The 25,973-nt window shown below is 64.0% G+C and carries 27 protein-coding genes; 13 read left to right on the forward strand and 14 right to left on the reverse strand.

The genetic code is table 11. From position 1 onward, the window contains the following. Positions 1 to 101 precede the first annotated feature (101 nt). Positions 102 to 509, reverse strand: a complete 408-nt coding sequence (locus tag J2R76_RS13305; protein ID WP_076833366.1) for a hypothetical protein — start codon at positions 507 to 509, stop codon at positions 102 to 104. Positions 510 to 874: 365 nt separating this feature from the next. Between J2R76_RS13305 and J2R76_RS13310 the strand changes: the two genes are divergently transcribed. Next, entirely contained in the window at positions 875 to 2,287 is a 1,413-nt protein-coding gene (locus J2R76_RS13310; protein WP_057020275.1) for an MFS transporter, read from the forward strand. Between the two features lie 106 nt (positions 2,288 to 2,393). Further along, on the forward strand, positions 2,394 to 3,152 hold the full coding sequence (locus J2R76_RS13315) for a GntR family transcriptional regulator (protein ID WP_076833364.1): 759 nt from the start codon (positions 2,394 to 2,396) through the stop codon (positions 3,150 to 3,152). A 6-nt stretch (positions 3,153 to 3,158) separates the two neighbouring features. On the opposite strand, the gene J2R76_RS13320 is transcribed toward J2R76_RS13315, so the two are convergent. The 6 genes from J2R76_RS13320 to J2R76_RS13345 all read right to left on the reverse strand — a co-directional run bounded on the left by J2R76_RS13320 (position 3,159) and on the right by J2R76_RS13345 (position 8,421). Beyond that, positions 3,159 to 4,268: a Zn-dependent alcohol dehydrogenase gene (locus tag J2R76_RS13320; protein ID WP_076833361.1), complete on the reverse strand. Its 1,110-nt coding sequence runs from the start codon at positions 4,266 to 4,268 to the stop codon at positions 3,159 to 3,161. A 35-nt stretch (positions 4,269 to 4,303) separates the two neighbouring features. Further along, entirely contained in the window at positions 4,304 to 4,612 is a 309-nt protein-coding gene (locus J2R76_RS13325) for a DUF6166 domain-containing protein (RefSeq protein ID WP_076833594.1), read from the reverse strand. A gap of 40 nt (positions 4,613 to 4,652) precedes the next feature. Continuing rightward, positions 4,653 to 4,850 (reverse strand): hypothetical protein, encoded by a 198-nt coding sequence (locus J2R76_RS13330; protein WP_024579640.1) that lies wholly within the window; start codon positions 4,848 to 4,850, stop codon positions 4,653 to 4,655. A gap of 12 nt (positions 4,851 to 4,862) precedes the next feature. Continuing rightward, positions 4,863 to 5,240: a hypothetical protein gene (locus tag J2R76_RS13335; protein ID WP_057020272.1), complete on the reverse strand. Its 378-nt coding sequence runs from the start codon at positions 5,238 to 5,240 to the stop codon at positions 4,863 to 4,865. Continuing rightward, positions 5,227 to 6,024: a sterol desaturase family protein gene (locus tag J2R76_RS13340; protein ID WP_076833360.1), complete on the reverse strand. Its 798-nt coding sequence runs from the start codon at positions 6,022 to 6,024 to the stop codon at positions 5,227 to 5,229. The genes J2R76_RS13335 and J2R76_RS13340 overlap by 14 nt, the downstream gene beginning before the upstream one ends. 267 nt (positions 6,025 to 6,291) lie before the next feature. Then, positions 6,292 to 8,421, reverse strand: coding sequence for an acetate--CoA ligase family protein (locus J2R76_RS13345; RefSeq protein WP_057020270.1), 2,130 nt, complete (start codon positions 8,419 to 8,421; stop codon positions 6,292 to 6,294). Between the two features lie 217 nt (positions 8,422 to 8,638). Between J2R76_RS13345 and J2R76_RS13350 the strand changes: the two genes are divergently transcribed. From J2R76_RS13350 to frc, 3 genes are all read left to right on the forward strand, one after another. Continuing rightward, positions 8,639 to 9,334 carry a GntR family transcriptional regulator gene (locus J2R76_RS13350; RefSeq protein WP_050387017.1) on the forward strand — a complete coding sequence of 232 codons (696 nt, stop codon included), beginning with the start codon at positions 8,639 to 8,641 and terminating at the stop codon, positions 9,332 to 9,334. A gap of 89 nt (positions 9,335 to 9,423) precedes the next feature. Beyond that, a complete protein-coding gene (oxc, locus tag J2R76_RS13355) occupies positions 9,424 to 11,157 on the forward strand; it encodes an oxalyl-CoA decarboxylase (RefSeq protein ID WP_057020305.1) in 1,734 nt (577 codons plus the stop codon). A gap of 58 nt (positions 11,158 to 11,215) precedes the next feature. Next, positions 11,216 to 12,493, forward strand: coding sequence for a formyl-CoA transferase (gene frc / locus J2R76_RS13360; RefSeq protein WP_076833358.1), 1,278 nt, complete (start codon positions 11,216 to 11,218; stop codon positions 12,491 to 12,493). A gap of 101 nt (positions 12,494 to 12,594) precedes the next feature. Here the strand turns inward: frc and J2R76_RS13365 are convergent, their stop codons facing one another. Beyond that, on the reverse strand, positions 12,595 to 12,843 hold the full coding sequence (locus J2R76_RS13365; protein ID WP_082654019.1) for a helix-turn-helix transcriptional regulator: 249 nt from the start codon (positions 12,841 to 12,843) through the stop codon (positions 12,595 to 12,597). 5 nt (positions 12,844 to 12,848) lie between these two features. Then, the gene (locus J2R76_RS13370; RefSeq protein WP_253624103.1) at positions 12,849 to 13,406 is read right to left on the reverse strand and encodes a DUF2975 domain-containing protein; all 558 of its coding nucleotides are present in this window, start codon (positions 13,404 to 13,406) and stop codon (positions 12,849 to 12,851) included. A 133-nt stretch (positions 13,407 to 13,539) separates the two neighbouring features. Between J2R76_RS13370 and J2R76_RS13375 the strand changes: the two genes are divergently transcribed. Then, a complete protein-coding gene (locus J2R76_RS13375) occupies positions 13,540 to 14,046 on the forward strand; it encodes a DUF2147 domain-containing protein (RefSeq protein ID WP_076833353.1) in 507 nt (168 codons plus the stop codon). 116 nt (positions 14,047 to 14,162) lie between these two features. On the opposite strand, the gene J2R76_RS40805 is transcribed toward J2R76_RS13375, so the two are convergent. Continuing rightward, entirely contained in the window at positions 14,163 to 14,366 is a 204-nt protein-coding gene (locus J2R76_RS40805) for a helix-turn-helix transcriptional regulator (protein ID WP_194295414.1), read from the reverse strand. A gap of 56 nt (positions 14,367 to 14,422) precedes the next feature. After that, entirely contained in the window at positions 14,423 to 14,839 is a 417-nt protein-coding gene (locus J2R76_RS40810) for a hypothetical protein (protein ID WP_253624104.1), read from the reverse strand. Between J2R76_RS40810 and J2R76_RS40750 the strand changes: the two genes are divergently transcribed. The 7 genes from J2R76_RS40750 (at position 14,819) to J2R76_RS13420 (ending at position 21,665) form a co-directional block, all read left to right on the forward strand. Beyond that, complete coding sequence (locus J2R76_RS40750; protein WP_143271215.1) at positions 14,819 to 15,118, forward strand: autotransporter domain-containing protein; 300 nt, start codon at positions 14,819 to 14,821, stop codon at positions 15,116 to 15,118. The genes J2R76_RS40810 and J2R76_RS40750 overlap by 21 nt on opposite strands. A 187-nt stretch (positions 15,119 to 15,305) precedes the next feature. Next, a complete protein-coding gene (locus tag J2R76_RS13395; RefSeq protein WP_167350443.1) occupies positions 15,306 to 15,443 on the forward strand; it encodes a hypothetical protein in 138 nt (45 codons plus the stop codon). 258 nt (positions 15,444 to 15,701) lie between these two features. Beyond that, positions 15,702 to 16,994 (forward strand): oxalate/formate MFS antiporter, encoded by a 1,293-nt coding sequence (gene oxlT / locus J2R76_RS13400; RefSeq protein WP_076833351.1) that lies wholly within the window; start codon positions 15,702 to 15,704, stop codon positions 16,992 to 16,994. A 237-nt stretch (positions 16,995 to 17,231) separates the two neighbouring features. Next, entirely contained in the window at positions 17,232 to 18,548 is a 1,317-nt protein-coding gene (gene oxlT / locus J2R76_RS13405) for an oxalate/formate MFS antiporter (RefSeq protein ID WP_028331533.1), read from the forward strand. Positions 18,549 to 18,848: 300 nt separating this feature from the next. Then, positions 18,849 to 19,283, forward strand: coding sequence for a CBS domain-containing protein (locus J2R76_RS13410; RefSeq protein WP_028331534.1), 435 nt, complete (start codon positions 18,849 to 18,851; stop codon positions 19,281 to 19,283). A gap of 246 nt (positions 19,284 to 19,529) precedes the next feature. Further along, positions 19,530 to 20,525 carry a nitronate monooxygenase family protein gene (locus tag J2R76_RS13415; protein ID WP_018270747.1) on the forward strand — a complete coding sequence of 332 codons (996 nt, stop codon included), beginning with the start codon at positions 19,530 to 19,532 and terminating at the stop codon, positions 20,523 to 20,525. A gap of 171 nt (positions 20,526 to 20,696) precedes the next feature. Then, positions 20,697 to 21,665 (forward strand): zinc-binding dehydrogenase, encoded by a 969-nt coding sequence (locus tag J2R76_RS13420; RefSeq protein ID WP_076833348.1) that lies wholly within the window; start codon positions 20,697 to 20,699, stop codon positions 21,663 to 21,665. A 46-nt stretch (positions 21,666 to 21,711) separates the two neighbouring features. Here J2R76_RS13420 and J2R76_RS13425 read toward each other — a convergent pair whose 3' ends face one another. The 3 genes from J2R76_RS13425 to J2R76_RS13435 form a co-directional block, all read right to left on the reverse strand. Beyond that, the gene (locus J2R76_RS13425; RefSeq protein WP_194295413.1) at positions 21,712 to 22,206 is read right to left on the reverse strand and encodes a septal ring lytic transglycosylase RlpA family protein; all 495 of its coding nucleotides are present in this window, start codon (positions 22,204 to 22,206) and stop codon (positions 21,712 to 21,714) included. Between the two features lie 363 nt (positions 22,207 to 22,569). After that, entirely contained in the window at positions 22,570 to 24,591 is a 2,022-nt protein-coding gene (locus tag J2R76_RS13430) for an alkyl/aryl-sulfatase (protein WP_076833345.1), read from the reverse strand. A gap of 425 nt (positions 24,592 to 25,016) precedes the next feature. After that, positions 25,017 to 25,883, reverse strand: a complete 867-nt coding sequence (locus J2R76_RS13435; RefSeq protein WP_076833340.1) for a DMT family transporter — start codon at positions 25,881 to 25,883, stop codon at positions 25,017 to 25,019. Between the last annotated feature and the right edge of the window lie 90 nt (positions 25,884 to 25,973).

Genomic DNA, 25,973 nt, shown 5'->3' on the forward strand with positions numbered 1-25,973 from the left:
TGCGGAACCGGCGCAGCTGCCGTATCGGAGCACATCGCGCGTCCCAAGCATAGGCGGCATCGCCAAGACGTCGCGGCGATGCCAGCCTTGAGGCGGCGAGGTCAGATCACCTCGCCCAAGTCGATCGCCCGCCTGGCGAACTCGATGGCCTTCTCGGCGGTGATCGCGTCCGCTGTGGTCGTCGCCTCGTCGCGCACTGACGGCGGCGAAGCGATCCGGATCTTCTTGCCGTTCGAACGGCGGATGGTCGCGCGCCAGCGATCCACATCGCGCCGGTAGGCATCGATGACAAAATCCCGATAGGCGACACCGCTCATCAGCGGCTGAATCGATGCCGCTTCGACAGTGAGCGGCCGGCTTGCGATGTCGCGCACCATCTCGACAATGGTCTCGACGGCATGCTCACGCGCGACGCCGGTCGCGTCCCTGAGCAGATAGTTCACCGCCGCGCCGATCTGCGCCCTCGCGCGATCGTCGCTCGCAAAATCCAGATCGGCCTGAACTGACATATGGGGAAAACGCCTCCGCCCGACGCAACATCGGATACCTCCAGGCATCCGGCACCTTGCAACTACGTGACGTTTAGTCGGCTCCCCATTAAAGCCGGATTATCCGTTAGCCCCCGATTTCTCGGATGCCGTTAACCGGCTCTTGATGCCGCTTCACAGGATGCTCGACGCGACAAGGATGGTCGGCCGGATCACGGGAGGACCGCGCTACGCGCCGATGTGTCCGCGGCCCCGCCCGGTGCCGCAGCCCGGTCCCCGCCGCCAATTCGCGCGTGATCAGCAATTGACATATCACTGCTATCCGTGTGACATTTTATTAAAAGGGGCCGACAAGAGCCCATCAATCTCTACTTGGGGAGGCAGCAATGACCATTTCCGATGTCACCGCGGCAGCGGGAAGCCGGGCTCCGGCCGCCGTTGCGCGAACCGCGCAGGCGCAGCAGGTCGCCGATATCGCGGCGCGGCTCGAACGCCTGCCGCTCACCTCCTATCAGCGCTGGATCTTCGGAATCATCGCGACCGCGTGGTTCTTCGACAGCATGGATCTGGCCGCGCTCACCTTCGTGCTTGGTTCGATCCGCCAGACCTTCGGCCTGTCGACGGCGGAAACCGGGCTGCTGTCCAGCATGAGCTTCCTCGGCATGTTCGCGGGCGCCGCGTCCGCCGGCCTGCTCGCCGACCGTTTCGGCCGCGCCCGCGTCTTCCAGGTCAGCATGATCTTCTGGGGACTGGGCAGCCTGTGCTGCGGTCTGTCCACCACGGCGACCGCGCTCGGTGCATCCCGCCTGCTGCTCGGCTTCGGCATGGGCATGGAGTTTCCGGTCGCGCAGTCGATGGTCTCGGAGATCATGCCGGCGCGCAACCGCGGCCGCTACATCGCGTTCCTCGAAGGATTCTGGCCGCTCGGCTTCATCGCGTCGGGCTTGTTGACCTACTTCGTGCTGCAGGTCGCCGACTGGCGCTGGGTCTTCATCCTGCAGGCAATCCCGGCCGTGTTCGTGCTGGTGGTGCGCCGCTTCGTTCCGGAATCGCCGCGCTGGCTTGCGTCCCACGGTTATTCGGAGCGGGCCGAAGCGACCGTGCGCGACATCGAATCCAGGGTCCGCGACCGTCTCGGCGGCAAGGAGCTGCCGCCGGTGGTGCGCCAGGTGGCCGCCCCCGCGTCCGAAGTGACCGGCCTGAGAACGCTGTTTTCGGGCATCTATGCCAAGCGGACCACGATGTTGTGGACCCTGTGGTTCTTCGCGCTGCTCGGCTTCTACGGCCTGACCACGTGGCTCGGCGCGCTGCTGCAGGCCAAGGGCTTCCCGATCACCAAATCGGTGTTCTACACCATCCTGATCTCGCTCGCGGGGATCCCCGGCTTCCTGGTCTCGGCGTGGCTCGTCGAATCCTGGGGCCGCAAGGCGACGCTGGTGATGAACCTGCTCTGCGGCGCGATCGCCTGCCATTTCTACGGCTCGGCGGCGGACCAGACCCAGCTCATCATTGCCGGCCTCTGCATGCAATTCTTCCTGTTCGGCATGTGGTCGGCGCTCTACGCCTATACGCCCGAACTGTACCCGACCCATGTCCGCGCCACCGGAACGGGCTTTGCCTCCGCGGTCGGCCGAATCGGTTCGCTGATCGGCCCCTATGTGATCGGCGTGATCCTGCCGGCGGCCGGACAAGGCGGCGTGTTTGCGCTCGGCGCCGGCGCGTTCGTGGTGGCGGCGCTTGCGGTGCTGTTGCTCGGCGAGGAAACCCGCGGCCGGACGCTGGAAAGCATTTCGCACTGATGGGCGCGCGGCGCGCCGTCCGGTTCAGCGCGGCGCCGATCGACCGGCCTTGTCATTGCCATCGGGCGTGTGAGATATCTGCTGTACAGCAGCACTCACGATCCTGATGGTAAATTCGAGCAAACGATCCAGCACGGTGCGCGTGCGCACAGCAGGAAGCCGCCGGCCGGCACGGCAATCGTCCGCCGCCGGCGACAAGCCGCGCGGTTCCGCGCCGGCCCCGCTCCCGCAAAGCGACGTCACGCTCACCGATCGCGCCTATGCCGAGCTGGAAGAGCTGATCGTGACGCTGCAACTGCCGCCGGGCACCGCGCTCTCCGAGCTCGTGCTCGCCAAACGGCTCAACATCGGCCGAACCCCGATCCGCGAGGCCTTGCAGCGCCTGTCGCGCGACGGCCTCGTCAACATCCTGGCCCGCCGCGGCGTGCTGGTGTCCGAGATCGACCTCAGGGCCCAGCTGCGCCTGCTCGAAGTCCGGCGCGAGCTGGAACGGCTGATGGCGCGCGGCGCCGCCGAGCGCGCCACCAGCGAGCAGCGCATGCAGTTCTCGGAGATCGCCGCCGGCATGCGGCGCGCGGCGGAGAAATCCGACGACCTGCTGTTCATGCGGCTCGATCACCAGTTCAACACCCTGATCTCCGCGGCGTCGCGCAACGAGTTCGCCTCCCGCGCCATGGGCCTGATGCATGGCCTGTCGCGCCGGTTCTGGTACCAGCATTACAAGGAAGCGGCCGATCTGCCGCTGGCGGCGCGGCTGCATGCCGACGTCGCTGAAGCCATCGCCGAGCGCCGCGTCGACGCCGCGGGCGCGGCGTCCGACAGCCTGATCGACTACATCGAGAGTTTTGCACGTTCGACGCTGTAACGGCTCTCAGAGCTCGACGACCGTGCGGATCGAACGTCCGCGCCGCAGCGCCTCGAAGCCGTCATTGATGCTGTCGAGGCTGCAGCGGCCTGTGATCAGTTCGTCGAGCTTGAGCCGGCCGTCCAGATAGGCCTGCGCCAGAAAGGGAAAGTCGCGCCGTGGCCGCGCGCCGCCATAGCTCGAGCGGCGAAATCGCTTCTCGCCCATCAACGCGCCCCAGCGAAAACTCACGTCCTGCGTGACGTCGATCTTGCCGAGCCAGATCACCTCGCCGCCCGGCCGTACCGCCTCCGCGGTCTGCCGAAACGCGTTGGGATGGCCCGCCGCTTCAAGGATGACGTCGGCGCCGCGGCCGCCCGTCGCCTGCTTTGCGAACTGGACCGGGTCCTCGCGGGCCGCGTTGACGACGTGCGTGGCGCCGAGCTGCCGCGCCAGCGCCAGCTTTGCATCATCGAGGTCGACCGCGATGACAGCACCTGCGCCGGCAAGCCGGGCGCCCTGCACCGCTGCCAGCCCGACCGCGCCGCAGCCGGTGACCATCACGGTATCGCCGTGACCGATGGCGGCGACGTTGAGCGCGGCGCCGACGCCGGTCATGACGCCGCAGCCGATCAGGCACGCGCGGTCGAACGGGATGTCGTTCGGCACGACGATCGCCTGCTGGGCCGGCAGCACGACATATTCCGAGAACGCGCCGAGGAACATCAGCTGCGTCAGCTTGCGTCCGTCCGCGAGCTGCGCCTTCGATGCGCCGTCGAAATGCACGCCTTCCGCACCCCGCGCGAGGTAGGTCTCGCACAGGATCGGCTGCGCGCGGTCGCAGTGAAAGCAGTGCCCGCAATGCGGATTCCAGGACAAGATGACGTGATCGCCGACGCTGATGTCCCGCACCGCGCTGCCGATTTCCTCGACGATGCCTGCCGCCTCGTGCCCGAGGATCATCGGCAAGGGATAGCGCAACGATCCGTCGATGACTTCGAGATCGGTGTGGCAGAGCCCCGCGGCACGCACCTTCACCACGACGTCGGTCGGCATGGGCGGCGCAAGCGATACGCGCTCGACGGAAAGCGGCGTTCCGCTTTGATGCAGCACCGCCGCGCGACAGGTCAGGGTCATCTCAGGAATTCTCTGCCGGGGGCATCAGCACGGGCTCAGGCCGTCTGTCCGGAGCGCAGCGCCGCGACCGCTTCGTCGAGATCGGCCGAAGAGAGCTCCCATTCATTGTCGAAATTGGCGACGACGCGCCGCATGAACGGCTCGTGCAGCGCTTTCGCGGCAGCGGCATCGTGCAGATGGTCATAGAGCAGCGCGAAGGCCAGTTGTGCCGGCTCGGGCCCCTCGTAGCTCCATTCAAACCCGTGCTCGGTGAGACGAAGCTGGTCGTAATGCGGTGACAGCGGCTTGCCGTCGACCAGCACCGAAATGCCGTCGATGGTGCGGTCCCCGGTATAGCTCGCCATCGGATCCTCCCTGTGCTGCAGCATCATATCAGGAGCTCGGTCAGGATCCCGGCGGACGCATCTTGAGGTCCTTCTTGACGACCTCGGGGAAGATCCACATCGCGACCGTGGCGAACACGCCGAGGAAGGCGACCGCATAGCTCGGTCCCTGCTGGCCCAGATAGACCATGAAAAAGTATCCGCAGGCTGCCGTGGCGAGGCAGGCCAGCGACAGCATGAGCTTGATGTGGCTTGGCATCGAGACCTCCCTTCAGGTTATCCACGTGGAAAAGGACGGCGCGGCGACGCGGACCAGCAGCGCGAGCGCGGCGATCATGGCGCAACAGGACAGCCGCAATCCCGCGCGTCCGTCGCGCCACCATTCCGGCAGCGCCTGAAACAGCCCGGGTAGAAACAAGAACAGCACGCCGCCGACGACAACGATTGTGGTCCAGCGCAATTCGGCCAGCGCGAATGCCAGCGTGCCGGCGAGCAGCATCACCCACAATGCGGTGGTCATCGTCACCGGCAGGACGGCGCGCCCGCGCAGCGGGTACATCCCGGCCAGTTGCAGGAAGCCGATGCAGCACACGCTCCACAGCAGGCCGAACCAGGCGAGACCGGCGAGATTGGGCTCAAGCTGCGGCATGCGGCACCGATTGCTCCTTCGCCATGACCCGCGGCGTCCGCGCCGTCCGGCGCATGTCGGTCTTCACATGGCGCGTGCTGTAGCCGTTGAAGATGTGGCCAAGCAGGCCGCGATTGAGATCGGAGGTGCCGAACACATAGTCCATCACCGGGAAGGTCAGGTTCATGTTCCGCTCCATCATGATCGACTGGTTGTGATGGGCGGTATGATGCCGGCGGATGGTGTTGACGAACGGCATGTTGCGCACGAAGGCATTTTCCTCGACGTGGCAGCAGAAATGCATGAACTCGTAGATCAGGTACATCGAGGTCGTCGTGGTGATCAGCAGCCAGCCGGTGTTGGCCGAGATCACAAGGCCCGCGACGATCGCCGGCGGGATCGACATCAGAGTAAACACCACGAGCGCATAGGGCGGGAAGAAGGTGACGCGCCAGTCGTGATGATCGGCGAAGCGCATCTCCTCCTCGGTGAAGAACTGATGGTGCATCAGCGTGTGGCGGCTGTAGATCGCGCGCAGCAAGGGCACATTCGAGGGCCGGTGCATGACGAAGCGATGCACCGCCCATTCGAAGAAGTTTGCGATCAGGAAGACCACGGGAATGGTGAGGTATTCCCACCATTTCACGTCGTGCACATTGGCCAGATAGACGTACAGCGCCGTGAAGCCGATCGTGTAGATCAGCACGACATGCAGCCAGCCATTGTACCAGCCCACCACGCGCTCGCGGTAGGTCGCGCGATATTTGCGCTGGCGGTCGGTCATCCCTGTTGCAGCCAACTCCATCGCGGGTCCCTCCGTCATTGATCTGATATATCAGTAGCACATCAGATGCGGAAGGCAAGCTTCGTCAGCCGCGCGCGGGTCCGGAAAAGAAGATGGTGCGGAACCCGCGCTGGAAGATCAGGAAGGCCTGGCTTGGTTTCGCGCGATCGGGCTGGTCGCGCCCTTCCCGTTCATCTCGGCGGCCCATTGCAGATGGGGGCAGCCCAATGAAAAGGCCGCCCCGGACGGTGTCCGGGGCGGCCTGTGGTATTCGACAGATTCAGAAGATCAGAGCAGGCCCGCGCCGCGCGCCCACTTGTACTTGGCGCCGAGCACCTCGACCGGGAGTTCGGTCGAATAGGCGTAGGCCGGGATGCCGTTCTGGTAGAGATACTCGGCGGCTTCCTCGACCTCGACGTCGCCGGCGAGCGAGGCGACGATCGGCTTGACGAAGCCCTTGGCCTCCATCTCCTTCTTCACCTCGACCATGTTGCGCGCGAACACCATCGGCGGCGTCACGATGGTGTGCCAGTAGCCGAGGATCAGCGCGTGGATGCGCTCATCCGACAGGCCGAGCTTGACCGTGTTGACGTAGGTGATCGGCGGCTCGCCGCCGGTGATATCCACAGGATTTCCGGCCGCGCCGAACGGCGGGATGAACTTGCGGAACGCCGCATCGAGGTCCGGCGGCATCTGCATCAGCGACAGGCCATTGTCGACCACGGAGTCGGAGAGCAGCACGCCGGAGCCGCCGGCGCCGGTGATGATCAGCACGTTCTCGCCCTTCGGCGTCGGCAGCACCGGCACGCCGCGGGCGAATTCGAGCAGCTGCCGCAGGCTGCGGGCGCGGATCACGCCCGACTGCTTGAACACGTCCTCGTAGATCTTGTCGTTGCCGGCGAGCGCGCCGGTATGCGACGAGGCCGCCTTCGCGCCCGCAGACGTGCGCCCGGCCTTGAGCACGACCACCGGCTTCTTCTTGGAAACGCGCTTGGCGGCTTCGGCAAATGCGCGGCCGTCCTTCAGGTCCTCGCAGTGCTGCGCGATCAGGTTGGTGTTGGGATCCTGCTCGAAGAAGGCGAGCAGATCGTCCTCGTCGATGTCGGACTTGTTGCCGAGGCCGACGATCGCCGACACGCCCATCTTGGCCGAGCGCGAGAAGCCGATGATCGCCATGCCGATGCCGCCCGACTGCGACGACAGCGCGGCGTGGCCCTTGACGTCATAGGCGGTGCAGAACGTGGCGCAGAGATTGGCCGGGGTATAATAGAAGCCGTAGATGTTCGGCCCCATCAGGCGGATATTGTACTTCTTGCCGACCTCGACGATCTCGGCCTGCAATTCCGGCGCGCCGGCCTCGGCAAAGCCCGAGGGAATCAGCACCGCGCCGGGGATTTTCTTCTCGCCGCATTCGGCGAGCGCGCCGGCGACGAATTTCGCCGGGATCGCGAACACCGCCGTGTCGATCACGCCGGGCACGTCCTTGACGCTCTTGTAGGCCTTGTAGCCGAGGATCTCGTCGGCCTTGGGGTGGATCGGATAGATCTCGCCCTTGTAGCCGCCGTTGATGAGGTTCTTCATCACGGAGTTGCCGATCTTGCCGTCCTCGGCGGAGGCGCCGATCACAGCAACGCCCTTCGGCTGCATGATTCGGTTCATCGCGGCGACGATCTCTTCGGTCGGACGCGGCGCCGGGCGCGGCTTGTAGTTGAAGTCGACGACGATGCGGACGTCGGCCGCGATCGCGTTCTTGCTGGTGGCGAACACCGGGTTGAGGTCGAGCTCGACGATCTCGGGGAAATCGCTGACCAGCTGCGACACCTTGACGATGACGTCGGCGAGCGCCTCGCGATTGACCGCCTCGCCGCCGCGCACGCCCTTCAGCATCTCATGCGCCTGGATGCCGTCGAGCATCGACAGCGCATCATCCTTGGTCGCGGGCGCGAGGCGGAAGGTGATGTCCTTGAGGATTTCGACCAGCACACCGCCGAGGCCGAAGGCAACCAGCTTGCCGAACGAGCCGTCGGTGATCGAGCCGACGATCACCTCGGTGCCGCCGCCCAGCATCTGCTGGACCTGGATGCCCTCGATCTTGGCGTCGGCCTTGTACTTCCTGGCGTTGGCGAGAATCGTCTCGTAGCTCTTCTCGGCCTCGGCGGCGCTCTTGACGCCGACCACCACGCCGCCGGCCTCGGTCTTGTGGAGGATGTCGGGCGAGACGATCTTCATCACGACCGGGAAGCCCATGTCGGAGGCGATGCGGGCGGCCTCGGCCGCCGACTTGGCGACCCCCTCTTTCGGCACCGGAATGCCGTAGGCATCGCACACCACCTTGCCTTCAGGCGCGGTGAGGCTCGTGCGCTTGTCGGCCCTGACCGCATCGAGAATTTTGCGGACCGCATCCTTCGAATTTGACATTGGCTTCCTCCTGGGACAGATTTCGTGGCATTTGGTATGCCAAAAACGCAATTGTCAAGGTCGGTCGAGGTCCAAAAAGATCGAAAAATATAGGCGGCTTGACATTCTGGTATTTGGCATGCCAAAAATCTAAGGTAATTTCTTCTGCTAAGAAGACGTCTCCAAGAGGAGGAGACGAGTCGTGCCAGAACCGAAACAGACCAAGGCGTCGCCCACCATGGCTGACACAGATATCGCCATCGTCCGGATCGCGCCGGAGACGAGCTTCAAGAACAAGGCCTATGAGGCCTTGAAGGAAGCGATCCTGAAGATGGACATCTACGCGACGCCGGAGCCGGTGATGCTCGACGAGCGCGCACTGTCCGAGCGCCTCGGCGTCAGTCGCACGCCGATCCGCGAAGCGATCGCGATGCTCGAGCAGGACGGATTCGTGAAAACCGTGCCGCGCCGCGGCATCGTCGTGGTCCGCCGTACCAAGGCGGAGATCGTCGACATGATCCGCGCCTGGGCGGCGCTGGAGAGCATGGCGGCGCGCCTGATCACGACCACCGCGCGCAAGAAGGACATCTCGGCGCTGCGCGACTTCTTCAAGGACTTCAGCGACGATCGCCTGCCGCAGGATCACGTCGAGGAATATTCCAAGGCCAACATCGCCTTCCACCAGGCGCTGATCTCGCTGTCGGAATCGCCTGTTCTGGTCGACCTCACCAATGACCTACTGCTGCATGTGCGCGGCTATCGCCAGCTCACGATCGGCCGCAAGGACCGCACCGCGACCTCGCTGCCCGAGCATCTCGGGATCATCGAGGCGCTGGAAGCGCGCGACACCGAGCTCGCCGAGAAGCGCGCACGCGACCACACGCTTGGGCTTGCGGCCTATGTCGAGGCGCACGGCCAAGAATTATTCACGTAGAGAACCGTTCACTTAAGTTTGAGAGTCCACACCCGCTTCAGACGACAATCAGATCGTCCGAACAAAGAACGATCAGGGAGACGATGCCGATGCTGAATACCGCTACGAAGTCCGAGGCACCGGGCACCGAGCAAGAACTGACCGATGGCTTCCATCTCGTCATCGATGCGCTCAAGCTCAACGGCATCGACACCATCTATGGTGTGCCGGGTATCCCGATCACGGACCTGGGCCGCATGGCCCAGGCGGCGGGCATTCGCGTGCTCTCGTTCCGCCACGAGCAGAATGCCGGCTACGCGGCTTCGATCGCCGGCTTCCTGACCAAGCGGCCCGGCGTCTGCCTCACGGTGTCCGCGCCCGGCTTCCTCAACGGCCTCACCGCGCTCGCCCACGCCACCACCAACTGCTTCCCGATGATCTTGGTCTCGGGCTCGTCCGAGCGCGAGATCGTCGATTTGCAGCAGGGCGACTATGAAGAGATGGACCAGCTCGCGATCGCCAAGCCGCTGTGCAAGGCCGCGTTCCGCGTGCTGCACGCCCAGGACATCGGCATCGGCCTCGCGCGCGCGATCCGCGCCGCGGTGTCGGGCCGTCCGGGCGGCGTCTATCTCGACCTGCCCGCAAAGCTGTTCTCGCAGGTGATGAACGCCGACGCCGGCCAGAAGTCGCTGGTCAAGGTGATCGACGCCGCGCCCGAGCAGATCCCCTCCCCGTCTTCGGTCAAGCGCGCGCTGGACGTCCTGAAGAGCGCAAAACGCCCGCTCATCATCCTCGGCAAGGGCGCGGCCTACGCGCAGGCCGACGAGGCGATCAAGAATTTCGTCGAGAAGAGCGGCGTGCCGTTCCTGCCGATGAGCATGGCCAAGGGCCTGCTGCCCGATCTGCATCCGCAATGCGCGGGTGCGGCGCGCTCGACGGTGCTGAAGGAAGCTGACGTCGTGATGCTGATCGGCGCCCGCCTCAACTGGCTGCTCTCGCATGGCAAGGGCAAGACCTGGGGTGAAGCCCCGAAGAAGTTCATCCAGGTCGACATCGAGCCGAAGGAAATGGATTCCAACGTCGAGATCGTCGCCCCCGTGGTCGGCGATATCGGCTCCTGCGTGTCGGCGTTCCTCGACGCCATGGGCGCGAACTGGACCGCGGCGCCCACGGACTGGCTCTCGACCATCGCCAAGAAGCGCGACGACAACGTCGCCAAGATGGCGCCGAAGCTGATGAGCAACGCTTCGCCGATGGATTACCATGGCGCGCTCGGCGCGCTGCGCGCCATCATCGCGGAACGTCCGGACACCATCTTCGTCAACGAGGGCGCCAACACGCTCGACCTCGCCCGCGGCGTCGTCGACATGCACAAGCCGCGCAAGCGGCTCGACGTCGGCACCTGGGGCGTGATGGGCATCGGCATGGGCTATTCGATCGCCGCTGCGGTCGAGACCGGCCTGCCCGTGCTCGCGGTCGAAGGCGACAGCGCGTTCGGGTTCTCGGGCATGGAGATCGAGACCATCTGCCGCTATAGGCTGCCGATCTGCGTCGTGATCTTCAACAATGACGGCATCTATCGCGGCACCGACGTCAACAGCGCCGGCGACGATCCGGCGACCACCGTGTTCGTCAAGGGCTCGCGCTACGACAAGATGATGGAAGCCTTCGGCGGCGTCGGCGTCAACGCCACCTCGCCGGACGAGTTGAAGCGCGCGGTCAATGCAGCGCTGGATTCCGGCAAGCCGACGCTGATCAACGCGGTGATCGATCCGGCGGCGGGCTCGGAGAGCGGCCGCATCGGCAACCTCAATCCGCAGAGCGTTCTGCAGAAGAAGAAGTAACCCCTAACCCCATCACTCCCTGCGGGTGCAGGGGCATATAGAGTACGGAGCAAACATTATGACCAAGGCGCTGAAGGGCGTTCGCATTCTCGATTTCACCCACGTCCAGTCGGGTCCGACCTGCACGCAATTGCTGGCCTGGTTCGGCGCCGACGTGATCAAGGTCGAGCGTCCCGGCGTCGGCGACATCACGCGCGGCCAGCTGCAGGACATCCCGAACGTGGACAGCCTGTATTTCACCATGCTGAATCACAACAAGCGCTCGATCACGCTCGACACCAAGAACCCGAAGGGCAAGGAAGTGTTGACCGCGCTGATCAAGCAGTGCGACGTGCTGGTCGAGAATTTCGGCCCCGGCGTGCTCGATCGCATGGGCTTCCCCTGGGAGAAGATCCAGGCCATCAACCCGAAGATGATCGTCGCCTCGATCAAGGGTTTTGGCCCCGGCCCGTATGAGGACTGCAAGGTCTACGAGAACGTCGCGCAGTGCACCGGCGGCGCTGCCTCGACCACCGGCTTCCGCGACGGCCTGCCGCTGGTCACCGGCGCGCAGATCGGCGACAGCGGCACCGGGTTGCATCTCGCGCTCGGCATCGTCACTGCGCTGTACCAGCGCACCCACTCCGGCAAGGGCCAGCGCGTCACCGCCGCGATGCAGGACGGCGTGCTCAACCTCGCCCGCGTCAAGCTGCGCGACCAGCAGCGGCTCGCCCACGGTCCGCTGAAGGAATACAGCCAGTTCGGCGAAGGCATTCCGTTCGGCGATGCCGTGCCGCGCGCCGGCAACGATTCCGGCGGCGGCCAGCCCGGCCGCATCCTGAAGTGCAAGGGCTGGGAGACCGACCCGAACGCCTACATCTACTTCATCACCCAGGCCCCGGTCTGGGAGAAGATCTGCGACGTGATCGGCGAGCCGACCTGGAAGACCGATCCGAACTACGCCAAGCCGCCGGCCCGCCTGCCGCGCCTCAACGAGATCTTCGCCCGCATCGAGCAGTGGACGATGACCAAGACCAAGTTCGAGGCGATGGAGATCCTCAACAAGGACGATATCCCCTGCGGTCCGATCCTCTCGATGAAGGAGATCGCCGAAGACCAGTCGCTGCGCGCGACCGGCACCGTGGTCGAGGTCGACCACCCGACCCGCGGCAAGTACGTCTCGGTCGGCAACCCGATCAAGCTCTCGGATTCGCCGAGCGACGTTCAGCGCTCGCCGCTGCTCGGCGAGCACACCGACGAGATCCTGCGCGAGGTGCTCGGCTTCAGCGATCACCAGGTCGCCGAGATCCACGACTCCGGCGCGCTCGACCCGCCGCGCAAGCAGGCGGCCGAGTAAAGGCAGCGCTCAAGCAGAAACACGAATGGCCGCGGGCAACCGCGGCCATTTTGTTTTGGGAGGAACTTGCGGTCCCGCGCCGCTGTCGACCGCACGCCGGATCAACCACCCTCGCCACTCTCGCCTTCGCCGCCCTCATCGCCCGGCACATATTCCAGGATATCGCCCGGCCGGCAGTCCAGCTCGCGGCAGATTGCCGACAGCGTCGAGAAGCGCATCGCTTTCGCCTTGCCGGTCTTCAGGATCGACAGGTTCTGGATCGAAATGCCGATCGCGTCCGCGAGGTCTCCGAGGCGGCGCTTGCGCTTTGCGAGCATGACATCGAGGTTCACCACGATGGGCACAAGCATCACCCTCAGATCGTCAGATCGTTTTCGGACTGCAACAGGATGGCCTGCTCGATCACGAATTTCAGCGCCATCAGGAACACGCCGCCTGCGACCGTGCCGACGTCGACGCCGTAGCTCGGCAGGAAGAACTTGATGTCGCCAAGCTGATACAGCGCATAGGTCACCGCGATGGTCGTGATCGTATCCACAAACGGCCAGACCACCAGGAATATCGCCATCCACCAGACACCCTGCAGCGTTTCGGACACGAAGATCCGTCCGTTGGCGAATCGGTTCACCATGCGATGCAGGATGCCGATCAGCACGGCGTAAAACGATACCCCAAGCGCGAACAGCGACCAGAACAGCACCTGGCCCTTGGCCGACATGGTGAGCGGGTTGGCGACGATGCTGGCGCACTTCGCCTGCTCGCCGATCAGGCTCTCGGCGATCGTCGCCGACGCCGTGGCGGTGCGGTAATAGGCCAGCCACAACACCACCGGCAACGCCGCCCAGATCAACCAGAACGCCCGATCGAGCCTGCGAAACCAGAGCTGGCGCTGCTCACGAACCGATTTCCCCATCGCACCCATCCGAAAAATTCTTTGCCAAAAAGCCGGTACGGCCGGATTGCATCATGCCCAGGCAATGTCATTGACTCAACCCTAAACGTGATTTATTTCATGTTTATCATGAAGTTTTTCATGAAGAAGGTGGATGATGACGGTAATCCCAGACCAAAACGGCCTGCGCAAGGCCCTGAAGCAATTGATCCACGCTCACCTCACGCGCCGCCTGATCGTGGCCGCGTTCCACATCCCGCTGCTCGGCAGCCCCGCCGATGCCGCCAAGGCGAGCGACAAGGCCAACGATCCGGCCGGCGTCTGGCTGACCCAATCCGGCGACGCCAGGATCAAGGTCCACCGCTGCGGCAGCGCGCTGTGCGGCCGCGTCGTCTGGTTGAAGGAGCCGACAGACAGGGCCACCGGCAAGCCGCAGCTCGACGACAAGAATGCCGATCGCGCGCAGCGCACCCGACCGGTCATAGGCATGTCGCTGTTCATCAACATGCAGCCCGCCGGCCCGAACAAATGGGCCGGCCGGATCTACAACGCCGACGACGGCAAGACCTATGAGAGCTCGGTGACGCTGGTGTCGCCGGGCACGCTGAACGTTCGCGGCTGCATGGGAACGCTGTGCGCCGGCGAAGACTGGACGCGGTGAAGCGAATGCGGTGAAGGGACTTGGCCCCGACCCTTCATCGGCCAAGAAGAAAAGCAAACCCGCTCACTCGAGGCCGCCGCATTTGGGCGACCTTCTTTATGAACGCGCCGCCCGCCTCAATCTTCGAGGCCGAGCTTCCACAGCGGCGGCAGATCGGCGAAGGGCGGCGTGGTGTGGGCGATGACGATCGCGGCGCGCCGGCTGTCGGAATCGATCTTGCTGTTGATCGCCTTGACGTGCGCCTTCACGGAATCGAGCCCGACGCCGAGGATGCCCGCGATCTCTTCGTTCGACTTGCCCTGCGCGATCCACGACGCCACCTCGATCTGGCGCGGCGTCAGCGCGGGAAATGCCAGACGCAGGCGGTCGCTCGGTGTCAGCGCCGCAGCGTTCGCTCCTGCGCCTGGCGGTAGCCGCGTAGGATGTGCGGACGAAAACCCTGCATCCGGTCGCGCTCCTCGTCGCTGAACGCCGGCCGTCCCACCACGCGATGCCCGACAACCGTGACCACATAACCGGCGTGCTCGAACGCGATCCCCATGATCCGCCGCGCCCCCGACGGCAGGAACACCCCCTTGGCAATCGGCAGCTCGACGAATTCCTCGTCGCTGAAGAAATCCGACTCGCGCAGCGCGCGTTCGCCATAGAACGCCGGATCGTGTTGCCAGAACGGATGCGAGTGCATGTGCTTCGCAAACGCCTGCATGCCGCGGGCACGAACCTCCGGATCGTCGCCGACCGAAATCAACGACCGGAAATCCCAGCTCGGACGATGGAACTCGGTGAAGCTCACCACCTCCGCATCGACCAGGCGGCCGACGCCGGCGAACAGGCGGTGGCCTGGCAGTACGCCTTCGGCGACGTGACCCCGACATCGGCGCTCGCGTTCCAGGGCCTGGGAACCGGATTCACCGTGGCCGGCGTGCCGCTGGCGCGGAACGCGGCACTGGTCGAAGGCGGCCTCGACCTGCGGGTCACACCGCAGGCCAGCATCGGCATCGCCTATGTCGGCCAGCTTGCCGACCGGGTCCAGGACCACTCGGTAAAGGCCAGTTTTAGCTGGAAATTCTGACCCGGCGTCGCCGCCGGGCTCCGCCCCATCCACGCCGATCCGGAATCCGATCAGCCGATTTTGCTGCATTGCACAGTCGTGCATGCTGCTATGCAAACAAGTCCGTTGTATCTGGCATCTGGTATACATAATTTGGCTGCAGATGATGAGCCGGCCCATTGCTGGCCTCCAAGGAAAGGGGACACCAATGTCCAAGACCACTGTACTGACGCTCGCGCCCTCCTCCACCCTGTTCGGCCGCCTGCTGGCCTCGATCGACCGCCTGCTGATGAAGAGCGCGGAGATCTCGAATCGCAACGGCGACCTGCCGCGCTTCGGCCTTTAAGCCAAGGGATTTCCGGCGCTCTCCGCCGGATGCAGCTTTCGTCGCAAGATGCGACCTGACATTGAACCTTCGACCAATGGCCCCGATTTTCGGGGCCATTTCCTTGCGCGCTGAACTACTCTCCCGGGGTGCCCGGGCTGAGTCCTGTGCGGCATAAGCGCGCGCTGCCCCTGCGACAGCTTGAACCTTGGCATATCGGATACCAAGATGGCCATCGCGCGCTCATAAGCAACGACAAGGGGCGCACTGGGAGGATCTATGTCGGACATGGTTCAGGCAACTGCGGCCCCCGCGGCCGCGCGTGTCAGCGACACCTATCGCTGGATGCAACTCGCGATCGGCGTCGCCGCGATGGTGATGATCGCAAATTATCAATACGGGTGGACATTCTTCGTCCCCGACATCCAGAAGAAATTCGGATGGGATCGCGCATCGATCCAATGGGCCTTCACGCTGTTCGTGCTGTTCGAGACCTGGCTGGTGCCGGTCGAAGGCTGGTTCGTCGACAAATACGGTCCGCGCATCGTCGTGCTGGTCGGCGGCATCCTCTGCGCACTCGGCTGGGCGATCAACGCCCAGGCGACGTCGCTGAACGGCTACTATCTCGGCATGATCATCGCCGGCATCGGCGCCGGCGGCGTCTACGGCACCTGCGTCGGCAACGCGCTGAAATGGTTTCCGGATAAGCGCGGACTTGCCGCGGGCATCACCGCTGCCGGCTTCGGCGCAGGCTCGGCGCTCACGGTCGCGCCGATCCAGGCGATGATCAAGGACTCCGGCTTCCAGACCACCTTCCTGTACTTCGGTCTCGGCCAGGGCATCATCATCGTGCTGCTCTCCTTCTTCCTGCTGGCGCCGAAGGCCGGACAGGTGCCGGCCGTCGTGGCGAACGCCAACATCATCCAGACCCGGCGCAACTATCAGCCGACCGAAGTGCTGCGGCAGCCGATCTTCTGGCTGATGTACTTCATGTTCGTGATCGTCGGCGCCGGCGGCCTGATGGTGACGGCGAACCTGAAGCCGATCGCGGTCGACTGGAAGGTCGACAGCGTGCCGGTCACGCTGATGGCGGTGACGATGACGGCAGTCACCTTCGCGGCAACCATCGACCGCGTCCTCAACGGCCTGACGCGTCCGTTCTTCGGCTGGATCTCCGACATGATCGGCCGCGAGAACACGATGTTCATCGCCTTCGGCATGGAAGGCATCGGCATCTGGATGCTCTACCTCTGGGGACACGACCCGGTTTGGTTCGTGCTGCTCTCGGGCTTCGTGTTCTTTGCCTGGGGCGAGATCTACTCGCTGTTCCCCTCGACCTGCACCGATACGTTCGGCGCCAAGTTCGCCACCACGAATGCGGGCCTGCTCTACACCGCGAAGGGCACCGCGGCGCTCTTGGTGCCGATCGCCAACTACATGCAGCAATCGTCGGGCAACTGGGACAAGGTGTTCATCATCGCGGCAGGTGCCAACATCCTCGCCTCGCTGCTCGCGATCATGCTGCTCAAGCCCTGGCGAAAAATCGTGGTCGCGAAATCGGCTACGGCTTGAGCAACCGCCTCACCACAGCCTGCGAAGCGCCTGGCCAAAAGCCGGGCGCTTTTCATTTTGGCTGGCCACGAGATGCCGTCTGGACCGGCGCGTCGAATGTCAGATTTGCTGCGTTGCAGCGGAATGAAGGGCTTGCTTTCTGGAATATAGTATACCAACTTCCGCCGGGCGCTTGCGACGATACGCCACAATAATTGCGACACTCGGTCACAAGACCAGCGCGCTCGGGAGGACTTGATGGTTTCCAGCAATACTGCCGTCACACAAGCTCAACCTTCGTCCAGCGGCTTCCGCTGGCTGCAGCTCGTCATGGGCATCGTCTGCATGGCGATGATCGCGAACCTGCAATATGGCTGGACGCTGTTCGTCGATCCGATCGACGGCGCGCATCACTGGGGCCGCGCGGCGATCCAGTTCGCCTTCACGATCTTCGTGGTGACCGAGACCTGGCTGGTGCCGGTCGAGGCCTGGTTCGTCGACAAATACGGCCCGCGGCTCGTCATCATGTTCGGCGGCATCATGATCGCGCTCGCCTGGGTGTTGAACTCCTATGCCGACTCGCTCGCCCTGCTCTACACCGCCGCCGTGTTCGGCGGCATCGGCGCCGGCGCGGTGTACGGCACCTGCGTCGGCAACGCGCTGAAGTGGTTTCCCGATCGCCGCGGCCTCGCCGCCGGCGCAACCGCGGCCGGCTTCGGCGCCGGCGCCGCGCTCACGGTGGTGCCGATTGCAAAGATGATCGCCGCGAGCGGCTATCAGACCGCGTTCTTCGATTTCGGCATCGGACAGGGATTGATCGTCTTCCTGCTCGCCTTCTTCATCCAGCCGCCCGCGGTCTCGATCCCGCCGAAGAAGAAGCAGCTCAATCTGCCGCAGACCAAGGTCGACTTCACGCCGCCGCAGGTGCTGCGCAGCCCGATCTTCTGGGTGATGTATCTGGTGTTCGTGATGGTCGCCGCCGGCGGCCTGATGGCGGCGGCGCAGATCGCGCCGATCGCGCACGACTACAAGATCGCGAACACGCCGGTCACGCTCGCCGGCTTCCAGATGGCCGCGCTGACCTTTGCGATCTCGCTCGACCGCATCTTCGACGGTTTCGGACGGCCGTTCTTCGGTTGGGTGTCCGACAATATCGGCCGCGAGCACACCATGTTCATTGCGTTCGGCACCGGCGCTCTGATGCTGCTCACGCTATCCACCTGGGGTCACAACCCGGTGGTGTTCGTGCTGGCGACCGCGGTCTATTTCGGCGTGTTCGGGGAGATCTACTCGCTGTTCCCGGCGACCTGCGGCGACACCTTCGGCTCGAAGTTCGCGACCACCAACAACGGCATGCTCTACACCGCGAAGGGCACCGCAGCGCTCTTGGTGCCTGCCGCCAGCATCGTTGCCGCCAGCTATGGCTGGCAGGCGGTGTTCGTGATCGCGGTCGCCCTCAACGCCACCGCGGCGCTGATGGCGCTGTTCGTGATCAAGCCGATGCGCCGCGCCTTCATCAACGGCAACGAGGCTGCCGCCGCGGAAGAGACCGCGACGAGCGCCAAGACGGCTTAACAAGACGGCTTGGCTAAAGACCACCCGATCAGGACCGCTTGGTCCCGACATTTCCCCGGAGACTGATGGAGGCGCATTTCGGTGCGCCTCTTCTCTTTTTTGCCAGCTCAGGGATGCCAGATACCACCACGCTTAGTGCGGCAGATCGCCCGCGCCGCCCACGGCCGCTCAAAATCGTCGGAAATGTCAGCAAACCTGCCTATTTAAGCATTTTGCTGATGGTAGATTTCTGTGACAGCCACGTTGACAATTGGCATTTTGTATACCAGACTCCAGTCAACGATAACCCAGGAGGTTGCCATGCAAGTCGGAGATATCCTGCGCAAGAAGACCCCCCGCGTCGCCACGGTGCGCATGAACGAGACGGTGGCGATCGCCGCGCAACTGATGCGCGCCAGCAATATCAGCGCGCTCGTGGTCAAGGATGTCGTTCGCACCGAGGGTAACACCGCCGTCGGCATGTTCACCGAGCGCGACGTGGTGCGCGCGATCGCCGAGCACGGTGCGGCGGGCGCAAGCATGAAGGTGTCGCAGTTCGTGTCGGTGCAGCAGCTGGTGTCGTGCACATCGAGCGACACGCTCGAGCACATCCGTCATCTCATGACCAAGCACCACATTCGCCACGTGCCCGTCATCGACAATTACAGCCTGATCGGCGTCGTCAGCATGCGCGACATCGCCGCCGCATTCGACGAGGAGACCGCCGCGTCGAAGAAGGACGCCGTGCCGGCGTAACAAGCGCCTGCTTTGCCTTGCTCTCAGCCAGGCGCTGCGTGTTCGATCACCAGCGCCTGAACAGATGACGAAAGATTTCCGTCCCGCCCTCGCCCGACCGCCGCGGCCTGTCATTTCCGCATGGGCGCGCCGCAGGTCGCCGGTAGACAATTGCCGGACAGGACTGCATCCTTCCCCTCGACATCCATAACAACACCGTGCGCCGCCGTCCGCGACACGGAAAATCCTGATGGAAACGAGGGCAGAATGATCAAGACACGTTTCACCGAAATGTTCGGCGTCGACCACCCGATCGTGCAGGGCGGCATGCAATGGGTCGGGCGCGCCGAGCTGGTTGCCGCCGTGGCCAATGCCGGCGCGCTCGGCATGATCACCGCGCTGACACAGCCGACGCCGGACGATCTGCGCAAGGAAATCGCGCGCTGCCGCGAGCTGACCGACAAGCCGTTCGGCGTCAACCTGACCATCCTGCCCGCGATCAAGCCGCCGCCCTACGCCGAATACCGCCAGGCCATCATCGAGAGCGGCATCAAGATCGTCGAGACCGCCGGCAACAAGCCGCAGGAGCATGTCGACGAGTTCAAGAAGCACGGCATCAAGGTGCTGCACAAATGCACCAGCGTTCGCCACGCGCTGTCCGCCGAGCGGATGGGCGCCGACGCGATCTCGATCGACGGCTTTGAATGCGCCGGCCATCCCGGCGAGGACGACACCCCCGGCCTGATCCTGATCCCCGCCGCCGCCGACAAGGTGAAGATCCCGATGATCGCCTCCGGCGGCTTCGGCGATGCCCGCGGCCTGGTCGCAGCGCTCGCGCTCGGCGCCGAAGGCATCAACATGGGCACGCGCTTCATGTGCACCAAGGAGAGCCCGATCCATCAGCTGGTGAAGGAACGCATCGTCGCCAATGACGAGCGCGAGACCGAGCTGATCTTCCGCACCATGCGCAACACCTCGCGCGTCGCCAAGAACGCGATCTCGACCAAGGTCGTGCAGATGGAGAAGGAAGGCGCCAAGTTCGAGGACGTGCGCGAGCTGGTCGCCGGCGCGCGCGGCAAGATGGTCTACGCGTCAGGTGATGCCGACGAAGGCATCTGGTCGGCCGGCCAGGTGCAGGGCCTGATCCATGACATTCCGTCCTGCGCCGAGCTGGTGTCGCGCATCGTCCACGAAGCGGAAGCGATCATTCGCGAGCGGCTGGAAGCGATGATGTCCGGCGCCAAGCGCCAGGCCGCGGAATAGGCCGGAGCGGAGCACGAGTGTTATCCGTCACCCTGAGGAGCGCGAAGCGCGTCTCGAAGGGTCGACGGCCACCAGCCGGGCCGTCCATCCTCCGAGGGCCGCTGAAAAAGCGGCCACCTCAGGATGACGGAATTCAAGTCATCTCGCGTTAGACACAACGAGAAGAAGCCCATGAAAGCCTATGTCTACGGCCCTAACGGCCCTGAAATCACCGACGTTGCGAAGCCCGTGCCGAAGGGCACCCAGGTGCTGGTCAAGGTCCATGCCTGCGGGCTGAACCGCGCCGATCTCGGCATGACCAAGGGCCATGTCCACGGCGCGGCCGGCGGCGTCGGCACCGTGCTCGGCATGGAATGGGCCGGCGAGGTCGCTGAGCTCGGCCCCGATGCCAAAGGCGTCAAGGTCGGCGACAAGATCATGGGCTCCGGCGGCGCGGCATTCGCAGAATACACGCTGGCCGATCACGGCCGGCTGTTCCGCGCGCCCTCGAACATGAATTTCGACGAGGCCGCAACCCTGCCCGTTGCGCTCGCCACCATGCACAACGCCGTCGTCACCAATGGCGCGCTGCAGCCGGGCCAGAGCGTGCTGATCCAGGGCGCAAGCTCCGGCGTTGGGCTGATGGCGATGCAGATCGCCAAGCTGAAGGGCGCCAAGCTCGTGGTGGGCTCATCGACCGACGCGACGCGTCGCGGCCGACTGAAGGAGTTCGGCGCCGATCTCGCGGTCGACTCGAAGGATCCCGGCTGGGTCGATCAGGTGCTGCAGGCGACATCAGGCGAAGGCGTCGACCTGATCGTCGACCAGGTTTCCGGACCGGTCGCGAACCAGAACCTCAAGGCGACCAAGGTCAAGGGCCGCATCGTCAATGTCGGCCGGCTTGGCGGCACCCACGGCGACTTCAACTTCGACCTGCACGCGGCGCGCCGCATCCAGTATATCGGCGTCACCTTCCGCACCCGCTCGATCGAGGAGATCCGCGCGATCTTCGACGAGGTGCGCAAGGACATCTGGCCCGCGGTCGAGGCACGCAAGCTGCAGCTGCCGATCGACCAGGTCTACAAATTCGCCGACATCGGCAAGGCGTTCGAACACATGGAAGCCAACAAGCACCTCGGCAAGATCGTGGTGACGCTGTAGCAGCAGCCTCCGGCGATTGTCATCGTCACCGCGAGCAAAGGGCGGATCAGCCAACGGGCCCGGGAATCCAATAGTCCCCCGCAAGCGGGCTGACCTTGACGCCACTGATGACTCCGAGCTCCAGGCTTGGATCGAAATAGCGCATCGTCCGCTCATTGAGGTCAATGATGCGGCCAGGCTTGAGTGGCCCCACGTCATTTATCTTCACGATGACCTTCTTGCCGACGGCCTCGACGAGGGCATATTTCGGCCTCGCGCCAAATTGGACGCCACCAAACTTCCGGCGCAGACTCGTCTTGATGGCAGCCGCCCAGACCGAGTGATCATAGCGCTCGCCGGAGGCTGTGCTCGGACCGCCCTCCTCCTTGCCGGGCTTGAACGGATTGTACATGGATGCCGCGCCAACGATTGCATCCCCACACGCGGCATTGACGACGGCGCTTGAATGAACCGCAGCGATTTCACTTCGAGCAGCGGTGCCAGAAAAGGCGAGCGCAACCAGGGCGCCGCAAATCGCGGCGCTCGAGCCGAACAGCATCATAACTCCTTGATTGATTTTCTTCGATCGTCCGGTTCCCGATGCCGCAAAACATGGTCAAGCGAACGCGGAGGCGTTTACGCGTGCCAATTCCTTCGGATTCGTGCCAGTTCCGGCGGTGGAACCATCGTGAGAACCTGGGCGGCCCTCACACCGTGTTTTTCAGTTTCTCGCTCGACTAAAACAGAGATTGCGTCAGCAAAATGACTGAATGGAGCTGTCTTCGACAGCGCGTGAAGAGGGTCGGCGTCACCTTCCGCACCCGCTCGATCGCGGAAATCCGCGCGATCTTCGGCGAAGGTGCGCATAGCGAAGCGGCGCGAAGCAAATGCTCCGCGCCGCTTGACCGTATGATTAACGTTATGATTATCGCGACGTTCCCCCTCGCCCCGTCGTGGCGGATTGAGCCGTCTGGTTCGGCGTCACGATATTGAACCAGAAGTCGAACGTGTCGAGATACGACACGAGATCGCGCAGCTTGGTCTGGTCTCCGCTGACCTTCACCGCGCCGGCCGAGATGGCATCATCAAACCTGGTTTGCTGCAGGATGATGCTGTTCAGCGTATCGCGCGACAACGCGACGGTCGCATCGGCATTGTTGGACTTCATGTTCGCCGTGTGGTTCAGCACTCCGTTCTTCAGTTCGACGAAGTAGTTGCCGTCCTTGCCGAACTCGAAGTTGAGCTTCGCATGCGCGTTGCCGGCCTTCTCCGCGTTGAGGCGAACCCCGAGATAGTCGAAGAACAAATCCGCGGACATCGCGCGCACCGTATCGGGGCTCGCGGTGTTCGGCGTCGGCAGCTTGGCGACACCGTTGCGCAGCTCCTGGGCGCCGGTCAGGTAGAAGTTGCGCCACGGTCCGGACTCGGCCTGATAGCCGAGCTGCTCGAGCGCGTCGGCTTCGAGATCCTTGGCGGCCTGATTGTCGGGATCGGCGAACACGACGTGGTGGACGGCTTGAGCCACCCAGCGATATTCGCCCTTGTCGTAGGAAGCCTTGGCCTTCTTCAGAACCTCGTCGCTGCCGCCCATGAACTCGACGTACTTCTTGCTCGCCTCGACCGGCGGCAGTTCGTGCAGGGTGGCCGGGTTGCCGTCGAACCAGCCAAGATAAAGAACATAGGTGGCGGCCACGTCATGATAGATCGAGCCGTAGTAACCACGGTTTGCCCAGACGTTGGCGAGGCTGTCAGGCATTTTGAATCCGTCGGCGATCTCGCGCATCGTCATGCCGTGGTTGACCATGCGCAAGGTCTGGTCGTTGATGAAGCGGTAAAGGTCGCGCTGGCTCTCCAGAAGTGAAACCACCTTGTCATTGCCCCATGTCGGCCAGTGATGCTGCGCAAACACCACGTCGACCTTGTCGCCCCACATCACCAGCGCCTGGTTGAGGTACTTCGACCAGGGGAGCGGCTCGCGAATTTTGGCGCCGCGAAGCGAATATGTATTGTGCAGCGTGTGGGTCGCGTCCTCGGCGGATTCCATCGCCTTCTTTTCCTCGATGAACCACATCATCTCCGAAGGCGCTTCCGAACCGGGCGCCATCAGAAATTCGTAGGTCAAGCCGTCGATCTTCTCTTTCTGTCCGGTTTCCTTGATGATGTTGGTCGGCGCGATGAGCGTGACCGTGCCTGCCGAGGTCGTGGTGCCGAGACCCGCGCCGACCTGACCTTTCGGATCCGCCTTGAGCAGGTTGCCGTACATGTAGCTGGCGCGCCGGCTCATCGCGGTGCCGGCCATGACGTTCTCGGCGACCGCAGCCTCCAGGAATCCATCCGGCGCGTAGATCTTGACCTTGCCGAACTGGACGTCGTCCTCGCTGGTGACGCCCCGCACACCACCATAGTGATCGACGTGGCTGTGGGTGTAGATCACGGCCTTGACGGGTTTGTTTCCGCGCTTCGAGCGGTACAGGTCGAGCGCCACCTTTGCCGTCTCTGCCGACACGAGCGGATCGACGATTGTAATGCCCTCGCTGCCCTCGATGATCGTCATGTTCGACAGGTCCTGATTGCGGACCTGATAGATGCCGTCGGTCACCTCGAACAAGCCGGAGATGTTGATCAGCCGGGATTGTCGCCACAGGCTTGGGTTGACCGTATCGGGGGCCGTCGCGTCGCTGATGAAGCCGTACTGCTGCGGGTTCCAGATCGCGTTGCCCGTGCTTCCCTTGATTGCCTCGGAAGGCAGCGCGGCCATGAAGCCTTTGTTCGCGGCGTCGAAATCGGAGGTGTCGTTAAACGGCAGCTGTTTCAGCAAGACCGAATTTGCCTGCTTGGTCGCATCGGCCGCGCCATTGCGCAAATCTTGAGTCTGTGCCGCAGCCGTACCGATCAGCCCCGCGCTGACAACCCCGAGGATTGACGCCTTCGCGAAAACGCTCCTCATGTGGCCTCTCCCTTCTGCATTGGATATTGGTCCACTCCCTGAGCAACCGAGAGCATCGCCGCCAAACACGCCCAGAGGGCAATCGTTCCACCCGAAGTTGCGACGTGAAACATGTCCGGCAGCATCCGTCCGCATGGCTGCGCGCTCTGGCACAAGCTGCACACCAACGCTGCGGGCTGAGCGGTCAAAAAAGATGTCTGGCGCGCGAAATCACGCGCCGAGCAGCCCTGCATGCCGCGATGGCCGGCTCTGAGGCGAGGCGCCGCGCACCGGCCATGCCGAGAGAGTGCTGTTTTGCCGCACACGCTCGCGTCCTGGCGGCGGCGAACCGTTCGCATTTTACGCAAACGGACGACCGACCGAAGGGGGTTCCCTGTTACGGAAGCGAAGCATCGGCTACGGCCGAAATGCCGTCCCTGCGAGCGCTACGACTGGTCCGACTTCGCACCCGGTCTGACCTGTGTGATGGCGACGCCGGAGATCGCGAGCAGTCCGCCGACAACCAGTTTCGGCGTCACCTGGTCGCCAAGGAACAGCACGCTCGAGATCAAAGCGAACACCGGAAGCAGCAGACCGAAGGGGGCGACGCGGGCCATGGAGCAGCGGGCGATCAGCCAGAACCACAGGCCGAACCCGACAATGCCGCCGATGAAGACGGTGTAGGCGAGCGCCAGCCAGCCCCGTTGATCCGCCGTGCCAAGGCTCGCCAGCTGTCCATATTCCAGCAGCAACGACATCAACATGACCTGCGGCACGGTGAGCAGCGACGACCACCCCATCAGCATCAGGGGATCGAAAGGGCCGTAGCGTTTCGTCAGGACGGTGGACACCGCGAATGCGAACGCCGCGGCAACCACGAGCAGCAGCGGCAGCACGTTTGCCGACAGCCCCGGCCCCGCCGCCAGCACCACCACGCCGACGAACGCCAGCACCACGCCAGCGGATGTGACGAGCGACGGCCGCTCCGCGAGCAGCGGCCAGGCGAGCAGCACGGTGAACGGCGGGGCGAGTTGATAGGCGACCGCCGACATGCTCCCCGAGCCGAGCCCAAGGCCGACATAGAACAGCCCGAAGTTCAGTCCGCCGAGGAAAACCGAAATAGCTGAGACAGGGCCGAGTTGTTGGCGTGTCGGCCTTCTGACGAACGGAACAAGCAGCAGCGCGATGGCCAGGAAACGCAGTCCGAGGAAGAACAGCGGCGGAAACTCGGTGACGCCGACCTTGATGACCACGAACTGATAACCCCAGAGCAAGGGAACGGCCACCGCGCAAATGATCTGGATGGCAGACATCGCATCCTTCCTTTCAAGACCGATCGGTCCATATATGGGCGTACCGATCGCGCAGACGTCCAGAGGACATCAAGGGTCATTCCAACAGTT

The sequence above is a fragment of the Bradyrhizobium sp. USDA 4532 genome (genome assembly GCF_024171315.1).
Classification (GTDB): Bacteria; Pseudomonadota; Alphaproteobacteria; order Rhizobiales; family Xanthobacteraceae; genus Bradyrhizobium; species Bradyrhizobium australafricanum.